This is a genomic window from Saccharothrix hoggarensis (genome assembly GCF_042678885.1).
Lineage (GTDB): Bacteria > Actinomycetota > Actinomycetes > Mycobacteriales > Pseudonocardiaceae > Actinosynnema > Actinosynnema hoggarensis.
In genome coordinates this window covers 1-15,131 of sequence record NZ_JBHTLK010000175.1, presented here as the reverse complement: position 1 = coordinate 15,131, position 15,131 = coordinate 1, and the positions used below count along the sequence as shown (strand labels likewise).

The 15,131-nt window shown below is 73.1% G+C and carries 12 protein-coding genes; 9 read left to right on the top strand and 3 right to left on the bottom strand.

What is annotated here, in order from left to right; genetic code table 11:
- Positions 1 to 200 precede the first annotated feature (200 nt).
- Positions 201 to 980, bottom strand: coding sequence for a DUF4184 family protein (locus ACFQ3T_RS26480; protein ID WP_380727008.1), 780 nt, complete (start codon positions 978 to 980; stop codon positions 201 to 203).
- Positions 981 to 1,122: 142 nt separating this feature from the next.
- Between ACFQ3T_RS26480 and ACFQ3T_RS26475 the strand changes: the two genes are divergently transcribed.
- Positions 1,123 to 2,013, top strand: coding sequence for a trypsin-like serine peptidase (locus tag ACFQ3T_RS26475; protein ID WP_380727006.1), 891 nt, complete (start codon positions 1,123 to 1,125; stop codon positions 2,011 to 2,013).
- Positions 2,014 to 2,064: 51 nt separating this feature from the next.
- Here the strand turns inward: ACFQ3T_RS26475 and ACFQ3T_RS26470 are convergent, their stop codons facing one another.
- Together ACFQ3T_RS26470 and ACFQ3T_RS26465 are read right to left on the bottom strand one after the other, a co-directional pair.
- Positions 2,065 to 3,207, bottom strand: coding sequence for a substrate-binding domain-containing protein (locus tag ACFQ3T_RS26470; protein WP_380727004.1), 1,143 nt, complete (start codon positions 3,205 to 3,207; stop codon positions 2,065 to 2,067).
- Positions 3,204 to 5,111, bottom strand: coding sequence for a heparinase II/III domain-containing protein (locus ACFQ3T_RS26465; protein ID WP_380727002.1), 1,908 nt, complete (start codon positions 5,109 to 5,111; stop codon positions 3,204 to 3,206). The genes ACFQ3T_RS26470 and ACFQ3T_RS26465 overlap by 4 nt, the downstream gene beginning before the upstream one ends.
- A 128-nt stretch (positions 5,112 to 5,239) precedes the next feature.
- On the opposite strand from ACFQ3T_RS26465, the gene ACFQ3T_RS26460 reads away from it, so the two are divergent.
- The 8 genes from ACFQ3T_RS26460 to ACFQ3T_RS26425 all read left to right on the top strand — a co-directional run.
- The gene (locus ACFQ3T_RS26460) at positions 5,240 to 6,259 is read left to right on the top strand and encodes a hydroxyacid dehydrogenase (RefSeq protein WP_380727000.1); all 1,020 of its coding nucleotides are present in this window, start codon (positions 5,240 to 5,242) and stop codon (positions 6,257 to 6,259) included.
- Positions 6,256 to 8,211, top strand: coding sequence for a DUF2264 domain-containing protein (locus tag ACFQ3T_RS26455; RefSeq protein ID WP_380726998.1), 1,956 nt, complete (start codon positions 6,256 to 6,258; stop codon positions 8,209 to 8,211). The genes ACFQ3T_RS26460 and ACFQ3T_RS26455 overlap by 4 nt, the downstream gene beginning before the upstream one ends.
- Positions 8,212 to 8,233: 22 nt before the next feature.
- Positions 8,234 to 9,529 carry an ABC transporter substrate-binding protein gene (locus ACFQ3T_RS26450; RefSeq protein WP_380726996.1) on the top strand — a complete coding sequence of 432 codons (1,296 nt, stop codon included), beginning with the start codon at positions 8,234 to 8,236 and terminating at the stop codon, positions 9,527 to 9,529.
- Between the two features lie 48 nt (positions 9,530 to 9,577).
- On the top strand, positions 9,578 to 10,525 hold the full coding sequence (locus ACFQ3T_RS26445; RefSeq protein ID WP_380726994.1) for a carbohydrate ABC transporter permease: 948 nt from the start codon (positions 9,578 to 9,580) through the stop codon (positions 10,523 to 10,525).
- Positions 10,525 to 11,424 carry a carbohydrate ABC transporter permease gene (locus ACFQ3T_RS26440; RefSeq protein WP_380726992.1) on the top strand — a complete coding sequence of 300 codons (900 nt, stop codon included), beginning with the start codon at positions 10,525 to 10,527 and terminating at the stop codon, positions 11,422 to 11,424. The genes ACFQ3T_RS26445 and ACFQ3T_RS26440 overlap by 1 nt, the downstream gene beginning before the upstream one ends.
- Before the next feature lie 5 nt (positions 11,425 to 11,429).
- On the top strand, positions 11,430 to 12,104 hold the full coding sequence (locus tag ACFQ3T_RS26435) for a hypothetical protein (RefSeq protein ID WP_380726990.1): 675 nt from the start codon (positions 11,430 to 11,432) through the stop codon (positions 12,102 to 12,104).
- Positions 12,105 to 12,171: 67 nt separating this feature from the next.
- Positions 12,172 to 12,936 carry a sugar phosphate isomerase/epimerase family protein gene (locus tag ACFQ3T_RS26430; RefSeq protein WP_380726988.1) on the top strand — a complete coding sequence of 255 codons (765 nt, stop codon included), beginning with the start codon at positions 12,172 to 12,174 and terminating at the stop codon, positions 12,934 to 12,936.
- A gap of 82 nt (positions 12,937 to 13,018) precedes the next feature.
- The coding region (locus tag ACFQ3T_RS26425; protein ID WP_380726986.1) for a glycoside hydrolase at positions 13,019 to 15,131 on the top strand (2,113 nt) is incomplete at its 3' end.

The window sequence follows — 15,131 nt, the reverse complement described above, 5'->3', positions numbered from 1 at the left end:
CGCCGGGTTGGCCGACGCGGTGCGGCGGGCGACCGGCGATCCGGCGCTGCGCGACCGGGCGAAGGCGCTGGGCCGCGACGTCCGCGCGGAGCGCGGGGCACAGGCCGCGGTCGAGGTGGTCGAAGGACTCCTGAGGTGACGGCACGCCGTCCTCGGGGTCGCTTTCCGTGCTGTGACAGCGGGATCGCGCCCGGCGCGCGCTAACTCCGGGACGCGTCGGCGGCTTCCGCGGCCGTCCGGTCCTCCGCGCCGTTCCGGCGGCGCGCCCGCCGCCACAACCCGTACAGCGCCAGCCCGGTCAACGTCCCCGTGACCGCCGTGATCGACACGCCGGCGAGCACGTCCTCGACCACGTAACCTCGCAGGGTCGACGCCATGAACACCACCGTGCACAACGCCACCAGCGCGCGGACGAGCGCCGGCCGTCGCGGCGGCGCGAACCGCGCGGGCACCGGTCGGCGTGGCATCCGGGACAGCTTGCGCACGCTCCACACCGCGACGATGAGAGCGCCGAGGAGCGTGCTCGTCGCTTGCGCCCAGATGTACACGGGCACGGACAGGATCTCGTGGTGCAGCGCGGGGAAGAGCTCCGCGCCCCAGTGATGCTCATGCGTGAAGCCGTCGAAGAAGAGGTGGGTCGCGGCGCCGATCAGCGCGGAGACGACCATCGCGACGCCGAACCGGGGCGCGGGCAGCCAGGCGACGCGCGACCGGGCGGCGTCGGGCAGGAGGGCGACCGCCGGTTCGAGCAGCAGCACGCGGTAGACCAGCAACGCGAGCAGCGCGATCGGGACGTCCACCACCGCCATGCCCCACCAGGTGTGCGTGTACTCGCTGCCGCCGGGGTACAGCAGCACGAAGTACGGCAGGTCGGGCGCCATGGAACCGGCGACCAGCGCGGACGGCACGAGCGGCCGACGTGACAGCGGGATGACGGCCGCGATGTGCGAGGCGGTGAACGGCATACCCGATTCGACCACGCCCGGCGTCGTCCGGGCACACCGCGTCAGGGTCCGAACGCGAAGACTTCTCACCCGTTCGCCGGAAACGCCGGGGCCTCGCGCTGAGTAACTTCCACCTCACGGTCCCTGCCGTTGATCGACCCACGAGAGGTGGAAGATCATGAACCGTGCCGTGAAACGACTGATCACCCTGGCGAGCGCGCTGGCCCTGTCCCTGGTCGCCGTCCCGGCGGCGCACGCCACGGCGCCCGCCACGTACTGGACGCCGGAACGGATGCGCGCCGCCGTCCCGCTCGACCTCCGCACCACGACCGCCTCGGCGCTGCGCGCCACCGTCCCGACCGGCGAGCCCACCACCGTCTCGCCGCTGGCCTTCCCCAACGGCGGCAGCGCGTGGACCGGCGGCGGCGCCGTCGTGGCGACCGCGGGCCGCGTGTTCTTCACCTACCAGGGCCGCAACGCCTCGTGCAGCGGCAACGCCGTCACCAGCGGCAACAAGAGCACCGTCGTCACCGCCGGGCACTGCGTGAAGCTCGACGGCGCGTACCACACCAACGTCGCCTTCGTCCCGGCCTACGACAACGGGAACGCGCCGTACGGCACGTGGAACGCGCGCGCCACCTTCGCCACGCCGCAGTGGCACGCGTCCGAGGACATCAACTACGACATCGGCGCCATCGTCGTCGGCCAGCTCAACGGCCGGTACCTCACCGACGTCGTGGGCGCGCAGGGCATCGCGTTCAACCTGCCGCGCGCGGACAACACTTACGCCTTCGGCTACCCCGCCGCCGCGCCGTACGACGGGACCAGGCTCGTCTACTGCAGCGGGCGGACGTTCAACGCGCTCGTCAGCAACGGCATCGGCATGACGTGCGACATGACCGGCGGCGCCAGCGGCGGCCCGTGGTTCCGGACGTTCTCCGAGGCCACCGGAACCGGCACGGTCAACTCCGTGAACAGCTACAAGATCAATTTCTTCCCGAACTGGATGTTCGGCCCGTACTTCGGCACGGACGCCCAGAACCTCTACAACCAGGCCCAGGCCGCCTGACGCCCGCACGTCGTGAGCCGGGCGCCACCGGGCGCCCGGCTCACGGCGACGTCAGGACGACGACCGCACGATCAGCCGGGGCTCGATCACGACGCGGTGCGCGGGCCGGTGCGGGTCCGGGTCGTTCAGCCGGGCGGCGAGCAGGTTCACCGCGGCCCGCCCGACGGCGGACTTCGGCGGCCTGATGGCCGTCAGCGGCGGGTCGCACAGCTCGGCCACCTCGTCGTCGTACGTGACCACGGCGAGCTGGTCCGGCACCCGGATGCCCCGCTCCTGGCACCGCTCCACCAGCGAGATCGCCTCCGGGTCGGAGTGGACGACCAGCGCCGTCGTGCCGGACGCGACGCAGGCGTCCAGCAACGCGTCGAGGTCGGCGGGCCACCGCGAGTCCGGCCGGTCCACGGTCTGCACGTCGGGCGTGCCGTCGAGCGGGAGTCCCAGCTGCTCGCACGCCTCCCGCCAGCCGCGCCGGACGTGCGGCGACGTCGGGCTCGTGGTCGTGGTGCTCAGGCCGACGCGTCGGTGCCCGAGGTCGGCGAGGTGGCGCACGGCCATCGCGGCCCCGCGCGCGTGGTCGCTCACCACGGACTCGACCGACTCGCCGTGCGTCTCACCGGGCGTGCGCTCGATCAGCACGATCGGCACGTCCACCGACCGCAGCCACCGCATCAGCGACTCGCCCTCGTCACCGGTGGTCGTCGGGGCCACCAGCAGGCCGTCGACGCCGACCGACTCGACCAGCCGGGTGAGCTGGCGGCGTTCGTCGGCGGCCTCGTAGGTGGCGCCGCGCAGCACGATCCGCACGTCCGCCTCGGCCGCGCCCTCGCGCACGCCCTTGATCACGTCCGGCCAGTAGTAGTCCAGCGACGGGACGACCATGCCGATGGTCGGCTGACCGGCGCGCTCCTCGGGCCTGCGCTCGGCGACGGGCGACGTGCCGCCGTTCACCTCGGCGGGGAACGCGTGCGGCGGCACGTCGTCCGCCACGGCCGCGCTGACGGTCGCGCCACCCCGGACGCGCCGGATCAGCCCCTGCTCGGCGAGCAGGGAGATGTCGCGGCGCACGGTGATCGTCGAGACGTCCAGCTCGTCGGCGAGGTCGCTCACGCGCACGGTCCCGCGTCGCCGCAACAGCTCCACGACGCGGGCGCGCCGCTCGGAGGGCAGCATGGCGGCCGGTTCCGACGTCGTCATGCGGACACCTCCACCGTGATCACGACACTTCCTCGCGCCACGTCGGGCAGGCGCAGTTCCAGCCGGGTCAGTTCGTCCCCCCACACGGTCCGGAGCAGCGGATCGTCCAGCTCGCGGACGGTCAGCGTGGCCGATGCCAGGCCCGGATCCCAAGCGAGCAGGGTAGCGCGGGCCCCGTCGAGCGGGTGCACGACGAGCCGTCCCGGCGAGTCCCGCACGACGTCGCCCGCGATCAGGTAGTGGATCACCGACGGCTCGCCGTCGTGGTCGTCCGCGAAGTCCCAGCTGTCCTCGACCGTCACGCGCCGCCGGTCGCGGTCGAGGGTCGCGGTGCGCCACCAGGACCGCAGCGCGGGCACGGGGTAGGCGGGCGCGAGGTCCATCCGGACGCGGAACCGGTCCGGCGCGTCGTCCGCGGTGACGTCCCGCGCGTGGTGGGCGCGTCCGGCGCCCTGGGCCGTGCCGCGCACCTCGGGGACGTTGTGCCAGCTGCTCCGCATCGTCCAGATGTCGTAGCGGTCCGGGCCGAAGGTCTGCCTGGTGTACGTGGGCCGGCCGGCGTCGACCAGGACGGGCACGCCGTCGACCGCCACGATCACCGTGCCGACGTCGTTGTGGTTGTGGTGCTCGTCGTTGTGGCCGCCCTTGACGACCAGGGCCGGTCCGGCGGTCGACCCGGCGGCGAGGCGCGCGAGGCCGACCTGGGTGCCGGGCAGCCACGCGCTGCCGACCAGCGGTTCGGCGGTGTGCTCCGCGATCGGGGTGGCCAGGTCGCCGAGGGCGCGTCCCAGCTCGACGTTCTCGGCGATCGCGGTGGCCCGCTGGGCGGAGGCGTGCTGCTCGACGTCCCGGTCGCCGGTGCGGCCGGCCCACCGCTGCGGCACGTGCCACGGCAGGCGGTAGGGGGACCGCGCGGCGGCGTCGGCGAAGTTCACGAACCACGGTCCGCCCAGGTGCATCAGGCGCGGGAAGCCGACGGTCGCGCGCACCACGGGGACGTCCGCCGCGGACAACGCGCCGCCGGTGGCGTGCTCCAGGACGTCGAGCGCTTCGAGCGCCCGGCACGCGCCCTCCCACCAGTACCCGAACCCCTCGTCCACGGACCCGTCGGCCGGGAGGGCGGCCAGGTAGCGGTCGATGCCGCGCACCGCGTCGGCGACGATCCGGGTGCGGTCGGCCGCGTCGTCCACGAGGCGCAGGGCGGCGACCAGGACGTTGCCGCAGACCCACGGGCACCAGTTGTGGACGTCGCCGTCGAGGCCGAGCCAGTGCCAGTCGCGGCGGGTCGTGAACGGGTCGAGGACGCGGGCGCGGACCTCACGGCGCACGCGGGCGCGGAGACCGGGCCAGCGGGAGTCGAGGCGGTCGCCGACGACGTGGTCGAGCCAGGCCAGCTGCCCGGCCACGACCCCCGCGCCGAGGTCGAGGTACGGGACGTCCGGGTCGGGCACGACCGCGCCGCGCGTGCGGTGGTGCTCCTCGTGCGCGGGCCAGCACCACGTGCTCCGTTCGCACAGCAGCACGACGCCGTCGGCCACCTCGTCCAGCCGGTCGTCGTCGTGCGTGGCGAGGGCGGCGAGGGTCGCGCGGGTGAGCCGGTGCTGCTGCTCGAAGATCGGCGTCTCGTAGGCGGTCCGGTCGCCGTCGCGGAAGTAGCGGGCGTACCGGGAGGCGGTCGCCTGCGGCCACGGCGTGCCGAGGTCGGCGCGTGCGCGGTCGAGCACCGCGGCCAGCCTGGTCGCCGCGCCCGGAGGCCACCGGTCCGGGTCGCCGACCGGTGGCAGGGCGGCCGGGGGAGGCGCGGGCAGGCCGGCGCGGGCCGTCGGCTCCAGCCGCGCGCCCCAGGCGGCCGACAGCGGACCCGCGTGGCTCGGTTCGGCGCTGGTGCCCGCGTTGGCCGTCATCACTGCTCCTTGTCGTAGATCAGATGATAAATCTGATCGTAACTGATCGAAACAAGCTATTGACTTGAAAATGCCGATCACACATGATCGGCGCACTGTTCGAGCGCTCCGGCCGCAAAGGACTCCGCGTGACCCACGGACACCCACGACCCCAAGCGCTGCTCGTCATGGAGCCGGACCACTTCCGGGTCCAGTTCCAGCAGCCGCAGCTGGACCGGCTCGAACGGCTCGTCGGCCTCGGCGACCCGCTCTCGACCGCCGAACTCGACTCGCCGGCCGTCCGGCGCAGGCTCCGCGACGTCGACGTGCTGCTGACCTCGTGGGGCTGCCCGCCGCTCACCGCCGAGCGCCTCGCCGCCGCGCCCAGGCTCCGCGCGGTCTTCCACGGCGCGGGCAGCGTGCGCTCCTTCGTCACCGACGAGGTGTGGCGGCGGCGCATCCTGGTCACCAACGCGGCCGACGAGAACGCCGTCCCCGTCGCCGAGTTCACGCTCGCCGCGATCGTCTTCGCCGGGAAGAAGGCGCCGTTCCTCGCCCAGGACGCCCGCGCGCACCGCGACGACTGGTCCTACGTCGCGCGGCGCGGCGAGCTGACCAACCGCGGCCGCACGATCGGCGTCGTCGGCTTCTCCCGCGTCGGCCGCCGCGTGGTGGAACGGCTCGGCGACCTCGACGTCACGGTGCTCGTGTCCGACCCGTACGCCGACCCCGCCGAGGTGGCGGCGGCGGGCGCGCGGCTGGTCGAGCTGCCCGACCTGCTGCGCGCCGTCGACGTGCTCACGCTGCACGTCCCCGCGCTGCGCTCCACCCGCCACCTGATCGGGGCCGCCGAACTGGCGGTGCTGCGGGACGGCGCGACCGTCGTGAACACCGCGCGCGGCGCCGTGCTCGACACCGCCGCGCTCGAACGCGAGTGCGCGACCGGGCGGCTGGACGCGATCCTCGACGTCACCGACCCCGAGCCGCTGCCCGCCGACTCCGTCCTCTACGACCTGCCCAACGTGATGATCACGCCGCACATCGCGGGCTCGCTCGGCTCGGAGACGCGGCGCATGAGCGACAGCGCGATCGACGAGCTCGAGCGCTACCTGACCGGACAACCGCCGCGTGCCGCCGTCACGCCGGACACCCTGGGGAAGAGCGCGTGACCGCGGACCTCTCGCCGATCACGGGCTGGACGCGCGACCGGTGGGCCGACCTGGCCGACCGGATGCTTCTCGCCGTCCGCCCGCACACCTCGCCCGGGCACGCCCGCGTCACGCTGCCCGGCGCGCCCGGCGGCTACGGCTCCGCCGTCGACGGGCTGGAGGGCTTCGCCCGCACGTTCCTGCTCGCCGGTTTCCGGCTCGCGGGGGAGGACGGCCGCGACCCGCTCGGCCTGGCCGACCGGTACGCGCGCGGCCTCGACGCGGGCACCGACCCGTCCTCGCCGGAGCGATGGCCGCGTCCCGAGGAGCACGCGCAGGCGAAGGTGGAGGCGGCCTCGATCGCGCTGGTCCTCGACCTGACGCGACCCTGGCTGTGGGACCGGCTGACCGACGCCGTGCGCGAGCGGGTGGTCGACTACCTCTCCGCGGTCGTCGGTGACGACACCTACCCGCGGTGCAACTGGGTGTGGTTCCGGATCGTCGTGGAGACGTTCCTGAGGTCGGTCGGCGGCCCGTGGCAGGCCGAGGACGTCGCGTCGGACCTGGCCGCGCACGACTCGTTCTACCGCGGCGACGGGTGGTTCGCCGACGGCGACGAGCGCTCGTTCGACCACTACGGCGGCTGGGCGCTGCACCTCTACCCGGTGCTGTGGGCGCGGATGCGCGGCGCGGCGGACCTCGCCGGCGACCGCGCGGCCCTCGACGTGAGCCGCCTCGACCGGTTCCTCCTCGACTACGTGGGCCTCGTCGGCGCCGACGGCGCGCCGCTCGTGCAGGGCCGCAGCCTGGTCTACCGCTTCGCGGCCGCCGCGCCGCTGTGGGCCGACGCGCTGGCGGGCGTCCCGTCGACGTCGCCCGGTCTGCTGCGGCGGGCCGCGTCCGGGATCGTGGGGCACTTCGCCGACCGGGGCGCGCCCGACGACCGCGGTCTGCTGACCCTCGGGTGGTACGGCGAGTGGCGGCCGTTGGCGCAGAGCTACTCCGGGCCGTCGTCCCCCTACTGGGCCGCGAAGGGCATGATCGGCCTCGCGCTGCCCGCCGACCATCCCGTGTGGACGGCCGTCGAGGAGCCGCTGCCGGTGGAGCGGGACGACCGGACGTGGGTCGCGACGCCGCCCGGCTGGCTGGTCTCGTCCACCCGCGCGGACGGCATCGTGCGGGTGGTCAACCACGGCACGGACCACGACGTCGTCGGCGGGTCGGTCGGCGACTCACCCCTCTACACGCGCCTCGGCTACTCCACCGCGACCGCGCCGCTGCTGTCGGAACGCGCGTGGACGTCACCGGTGGACCAGTCGGTCGTGCTGCTGGACCGCTCCGGCGTCGCCACCCACCGGGCGGGGATGCGGACGTTGAGCGTCGAGCGGGTGGGCGACGCGGTGGTGGGCGCGTCCGCCGCGCGCGTCCACTGGCTCGACCCGGAACCCGGCCAGCCGGACCACGGTTCCGGGCGGCGGGGCGTGGCGCGGGACGTCGCCGTGGTCACCACCGTGTCGGTCGTGCGCGGGCCGTGGGAGGTGCGGTGCGTCCGAGTGGACCCGCTGGCGGACGACGGGGACGCGACCGGACCGCGCGACGTGACCGCGCTGCGGATCGGCGGCTGGCCCCTGGCCGGCGACGGCCCCGCCGTGGTGCGGGAGCGGGGACGCGTCGAGGTCCGGTCCGGCGGCCTCACCTCGGTCCTCGTGGCCGGACCCGGCCTCGACCGGGTCGGCGCCGACGACGAAGACGACGCGAGCCCTCTGGGCCCGCGCAGCGCCACCCCGTGGGGAGCGGGAGAGGTGACGCCCGGCAGGTGGGCTGCCGCGGCGATCGGACTGGGTGCGACCGCACCGGGCGGCCGGCCCGGCGACGTCCCGGAGATCGTGCTCGACCAGGAATCCGGCCGGGTGGACGTGCGCTGGCCGGACGGTGGCTCGACCGCGGCAACCCTGCCGCACCACCACGGATGAAGTGGGAAAGGGAGACGGATCAATGGTGACTCCGAACAACCCCCGGGCGGGCGGACGGCGAGGCCGCGCCCGCGGCGCGCTCGTCGCGCTCACCGCGTTGTCGCTCCTCGCCGCCGGCTGCGGTTCGGGCGGCAAGGCCGACGAGAGCGGGCCGGTCACGCTGAGCGTGGCGGTCTGGAACCTCCAGGGCACGCCCGAGTTCCAGGCCCTGTTCGACGCCTTCGAGAAGGCCAACCCCGACGTGACCGTGCAGCCGGTCGACATCCTCGCCGCCGACTACCCCACCAAGGTCACGACGATGCTCGCCGGCGGCGACACGACCGACGTGATCACCATGAAGAACGTCACCGACTACGCCCGCTACGCCGGTCGCGGCCAGCTCGACGACGTCACGGACCTGGTGAAGGACAAGGACACCACCGAGCTGGCCGGGCTCGACGCGTTCGAGCAGGAGGGCAGGTACTTCGCGCTGCCGTACCGGCAGGACTTCTGGCTCCTCTACTACAACAAGAAGATGTTCGACGACGCCGGCGTCGCGTACCCGGAGAACCTGACCTGGGACCAGTACGCCGAACTTGCCAAGAAGCTCACCAAGGACGCGGGCGGCAGCAAGGTCTACGGCACCTACCACCACACCTGGCGGTCCGTGGTGCACGCCATCGCGGCGGCGCAGGCCGGCGGCGACCAGATCACCGGCGACTTCGAGTTCTTCGCCGACCAGTACCGGGTGGTGCTCGACCTGCAGGAGGCGGGCGCCGCGCTCGACTTCGGCAGCGCGACGTCGCAGCAGGCCAACTACCGCACCATGTTCGAGACCGGCGCGACGGCCATGCTGCCGATGGGCACCTGGTACACGGCGGGCATCATGCAGGCCGAGGCCAAGGGCGCCACCGCGGTCGAGTGGGGCATCGCGCCCATGCCGCAGCGGCCCGGCGCGTCCGGCGTCACGACGTTCGGCTCGCCGACCGCCTTCGCGGTCAACAAGAACGCCAAGCACACCGCCACCGCGCGGAAGTTCGTGGAGTTCGCGGCGGGCGCCGAGGGCGCGAAGGCCATCACGAAGGTCGGCGTGATGCCCGCGTTGCGGAGCGACGAGATCACCAAGGAGTACGCGTCGCTGGAGGGCATGCCCACCGGTGAGCAGACCGCCAAGGCTCTCAAGCCCGACGAGATCGCGCTGGAGATGCCGGTGAGCGAGCACACCGCCGACGTCGACACCATCCTGAAGGAGGAGCACGACCTGATCATGGTGGGCGAGAAGTCCGTCGAGGACGGCATCCGCTCCATGCGCGACCGGGTCCGCAAGGTCACCGACTGATCCGCGCCCCAGGTCGACGCCCCCGCCGCCACCAGCACGAGGACGAGCATGGCCAACGCAGTGACGCAGACGAAACCACCGCCGGTGACGGCGCCGGCAGGGCCGCGCCGCGGTTCCGCCCGGCGGCGCCGGACCCGGCGCAACACCCTCATCGGCTGGAGCTTCATCCTCCCGAACTTCCTCGGGTTCGCCCTGTTCACCCTCGTGCCGGTGATCGCGGCGTTCGCCCTGGCGTTCATGGAGTGGGACTCCTACCGCGCGCCCGAGTGGGTCGGCCTGGACAACTTCGCCGAGATGCTGGAGGACGAGAACTTCCGGGTCGCGCTCACCAACACGCTGTACTACGCGGCGGGGCACATCCCGCTCACCATGGTCGCCGCGCTAGGCCTGGCGATCGTGCTGAACCGGAAGATCCGCGGCGTCGGCTTCTTCCGCACCGCGGCGTTCTTCCCCTACGTCACGTCGCTCGTCGCGGTCGCCGTGGTGTGGAACATGCTGTTCAACCCCACGATGGGCCCGGTCAACCAGTTCCTCGGCGCGATCGGGGTCGACAACCCTCCCGGCTGGGTGGCGAGCACCGACTGGGCGATGCCCGCGGTGATCATCACCAGCGTGTGGCGGGACATGGGGTACTACATGGTGCTGTACCTGGCCGGCCTCCAGTCGATCCCGGAGGAGTACTACGAGGCCGCGCGGGTCGACGGCGCGTCCACGTGGGACCGGTTCCGGCACATCACGCTGCCGAGCCTGCGGCCGACCACGTTCTTCGTGCTGGTCATGCTGACGATCCAGAGCTTCAAGGTGCTCGACCTCATCGTCGTCATGACCAACGGCGGGCCGGGGCGGAGCACGCTGGTGCTCTCGCAGCTCGTGTACCGCGAGGGCATCACCGAAGGCCACTTCGGCTACTCGTCGGCGATCGCGTTGGTGCTGTTCGTGATCGTGCTGACGGTGACCGTCCTCCAGTTCCGCCTCAACGAGCGGAGGAACGCCTGATGACCACGTTGCGCGAAGCGGCACGACGGGCCGCGCCACCGGTGGACCCGGCGGCGGGGAACAAGTCCCGCGGGCGGGCGTGGCGGGTCGCCCGACCGGTGCTCACCTACGTCGCCCTGATCGCGGTGGCACTGCTCGTGCTGGTCCCGTTCGCGTGGATGCTCTCCGCGTCGCTCAAGCGCGACAACGAGGTGTTCACCGTGCCCATCCAGTGGATCCCCGACGAGCTGCGCTGGTCGAACTTCGTGGAGATCTGGGACCGCGTCCCGATGACCACGTACCTCGGCAACTCGGTGTTCCTGTCGGTGACGATCACGTGCCTGCAGCTGCTCACCGGCAGCTTCGCCGCGTACGGGTTCGCCAAGGTGCGGTTCCCCGGCCGGGACGCGTTGTTCCTGACCTACATCGGGACGATCGCCGTGCCGTGGCAGGCGTACATGGTGCCGCAGTACATCATGATGCAGCGGATGGAGCTGACGAACACGTACTGGTCGATCATCCTGTTGCAGGCGTTCAGCGCGTTCGGCGTGTTCCTGATGCGGCAGTTCTACCTGTCCATCCCGGACGAGCTGTGCGAGGCCGCGCGCATCGACGGGCTGAGCGAGTACGGGATCTACCGGCGGATCGTGCTGCCGCTGTCCAAGCCGGCCCTCGCCAGCCTCGCGCTGCTGAGCTTCGTCGGCACCTGGAACGACTACATGGGGCCGTTCATCTACCTGACGAGCAACGAGCTGTGGACCGTCCAGCTGGGCCTGCGGTCGTTCGTCGGGCAGTACGACGCCGAGTACGCGATGATCATGACCGGCGCGGTGCTGTCGGTGCTGCCGATCCTCGTGGTGTTCCTGTTGGGGCAGCGGTACTTCATCCGGGGCATCGCGACGACCGGGCTGAAGGGGTGAGCGCGGTGACGGCACGGCTGTTGCGCCCCGCCTCCCAGGAGACCTACGAGAAGGTCTTCGGGATGGTGTACGTCGGCCTGATGGCCAACGTGCTGCTCGCCGTGGGCTGCGCCCCGCTGCTGCTGGCGCTGGCCGTGGTGCGCGACCCGCTCGCGTCGTGGCCGTTCTTCGTGGTGCTGTCGGGGTTCTGCGCGCCGGCGCTGGCCGGGGTGTTCGGCTGCTTCGCGGAGCACGACTCCGGGTCGACGCGCGTCTGGCGGCCGTTCGCGGCGGCCTACCGCCGTGCGGCCGGACGGGCGGTGGCGGTGTGGTTCGGCGGCGCCGCGGTGGTGGTCGTGCTCGCGCTCGACGCGGCCGTCGTCCACCGCTCGGCGTGGGGACCGGCGCTGGTGCCGTTCTTCGTGACCGCCACCGTGCTGGTCGTGGCGACGGTGGTCGCGGTGATCCTCGTGCTGGCGACGACGTCGGGAACCGTGCGGACCGGCTCGCTGGTCCGGGCGTGCCTCGGCCTGGTGGCCCGGCGCTGGTACCTCGGTCTGGCGAACGCCGCCGTGCTGGGGCTCGCCGTCGCCGTGGTGCTGGTCCAACCGCTCGCGGGCCTGCTCGTGGCCTGCGCGCCCCTGCTGTACGTGGTGTTCGGCAACACGCGGGCGATCACCGCTCCGCTGGCTCGGGACTAGGATCGCGCCCTGTTGCGACCGCCGTCGTGCGCCGCAACCGGAAAGCGCTTTCCAAGGGAGGTGTGCGGTGGCGGACCGGTCGGAACGGGTCGGGTTGTGCTCCGTCACGTTGCGGGCGCTGGCTCCGGCCGACGTGCTGCGCGTCGCGGCGGAGGCGGGGCTGCGCGTGGTCGAGTGGGGCGGTGACGTCCACGCCCCGCCCGGCCGGGTGGACGCCGTCCGCGGGCTCACGGCGGCGTCGGGGCTGACCACGTGCTCCTACGGGTCGTACTGGAAGGCGGGGGAGTACCCCGTCGAGCGGTTCGCCGACGTCGCCGACGCGGCGGTCGGCCTCGGCGCGCCGCGCGTCCGGGTGTGGGCGGGGGTGGAGGGGTCCGCGGACGCCTCCCGCGCCACCCGTGACCGGGTCGTGTCGGCGTTGCGGGAGGCGGCGCAGGCGGCCGCCGAACGGGGCCTCACGATCGCTTTGGAGTTCCACGGCGGCACGCTCGCCGACACCCCGCGGGCGACGCTCGACCTGCTCGACGCGGTCGACCACCCCGCGCTGGGCACGTACTGGCAACCCTCCGTGGACGAGCCGGACGAACCCGCGTTGGCGGGCCTCGCCCTGCTGCGCCACCGGGTCGCCGCGGTGCACGTGTTCTCGTGGTGGCCGGGCACGACCCGGCTGCCGCTGACCGCCAGGGAGGGCCTGTGGCGGCGGGCGTTGGACCTGCTGGCCGCCGACCCGGTCGACCTCCTGCTGGAGTTCGTGCCGGGTGACGACCCCGCGGTCCTGGGCCGCGAAGCCGCCGTGCTGCTCGCGTGGGTGGACGGACGCGCCGCGCCCTGAGCGGCGATCCCGGCAACCGGCGCGGCTTCGGAACGACTTCTAGGCAAGCGCTTTCCCGTCCCTGAAGAGGAGACCGACGACGATGAAACCGCACCGACGACCCCGCGGACTCGCCCACCTCGGCCTGGCCGCCGTGCTGGCGGGCGGCCTGGTCGCCGCCGCCGGACCGCCCGCCGCCGTCGCGCAGGCGACGGAGGCGCAGCCCGTCACCGTCCGGCCCGACCCGTCCTACCGGCACCAGGAGTTCGAGGGCTGGGGCACCAGCCTGGTCTGGTTCGCCAACGCCACCGGCGGCTACCCCGACGAGGTCCGCGAGCGCCTGGCCGACCTGCTGTTCGGCGAGGACGGGCTGCGGCTGAACATCGCCCGCTACAACATCGGCGGCGGCAACGCGCCGGACGTCCGCACGGACTACATGAAGGCCGGCGCGACCATGCCGGGCTTCTGGCGCGCCCCGGAGGGCACCACGCGCGAGGACGTGGACTGGTGGGACCCGGACAACCCGGACCACTGGAACTGGGACGCCGACGCCAACCAGCGGTGGTGGATCGACCGGATCAAGGACCGGGTCGACACCTGGGAGGCGTTCAGCAACTCGCCGCCGTGGTTCCAGACCGTCAGCGGGTACGTGTCGGGCGGGTTCGACCCCAGCGCCGACCAGATCCGCGCCGACCGGGTGGACGACTTCGCGACGTACCTGGTCCGCGTGTCCGAGCACATCGAGCGGGCGCACGGCATCGAGATCGACCTCATCGAGCCGCTGAACGAGCCGAACACGCCTTACTGGGGCACGCAGCTCGGCCCGGACGGTCAGCCGACCGGTGGCCGCCAGGAGGGCGCGCACGCCGGCCCGGCCCTGCAGCAGAGCGTGGTCCTCGCGCTGCGCGAGGCGCTGAGCCGCTCGCAGGTCGGCGCACGCCTGTCCGCGATGGACGAGACCGACTCCGGCCGGTTCCGGACCAACTGGAACGGCTACAACGCCGAGGCGCGCGCGGCCGTCGACCAGCTCAACGTGCACACGTACGGCACGGGTGACCGGACGTCGACGCGGGACATCGCCAAGGGCGCCGACAAGCCGCTGTGGATGAGCGAGGTGGACGGCACCTGGGGCAACCGCCACAGCTTCACCGACATGGAGCCGGGCCTCGGCATCGCCGAGCGGATCGTCGCCGACGTGCGGGAGCTGGAACCGTCCGCGTGGCTGCTGTGGCAGGCGATCGAGGACTACAACCCGCAGTTCGCGGCGGGGAAGAACTGGGGCACGGTCCAGGTGCCGTTCGACTGCGCGCCCGACGCCACGCTGGAGACGTGCCCCGTCCGCACCAACACGAAGTTCAACACGATCCGGAACTTCACCCACTTCGTGCGCCCCGGAGACCACGTCGTCAAGGTGGACGACACGTCCAGCCTGGCGGCCGTGTCGGCCGACGGCGCTTCCGCGACCGTGGTCCACGTCAACAGCTCCGACCGCCGGCGCGCCGTGACGCTCGACCTGTCCCGGTTCGGCGTGGTGCTGCCGCACGCCACCGTCACCCCGGTGGTGTCCGACGCCGGCAACGCCCTGGTCCGCGGCACGCCCGTGGAGGTCGACGGCCGCACGGCCACGCTCACCGTGCCCGCGAAGTCCGTGACCACGTTCGTCGTCGACGGCGTCAAGGGCGTGGCGAAGGACGCGGCGCTGGTGCGCGACGGGCACGTGTACCGCCTGACCGGCGTGCAGAGCGGCAAGGCGCTGGCGCCGACCGCGGACGGCGGCTCGGCCGTGATCCGCGCCGTCAACCCCGACCAGTCCGACGCGAGCGCGTTGTGGCGGCTGGAGGAGGTCACCGAGGGCCTGGGCAACCGGTCCCGCCACACGGTGACGCACGCCGTGAACGGCCGGCGGTTGGCCGATCGCGGGAGCGGCCTCGCGCTCGAACCGGCGGGGGAGGCAGACCCGGCCGCGCAGTGGGTCATGTCCACCACCGGGGACGGCTCCTGGACGTTCGTCAACGCCGCCACCGGACGCCTGCTCGACGTGACCGGCCAGGCCACCGGTGACGGCGCGCCGGTGGGCGTCGGCGTGCCCAACTCCGGGCCGAACCAGCGGTGGACCGTGGCCGACCGGACCGTGCTCGGCGCGCGGGACGTGGACGTCTTCACCGTGCCGGGGCGCGCGCCGGAGCTGCCGGCGACCGTGCCCGCGACGCTGCGCG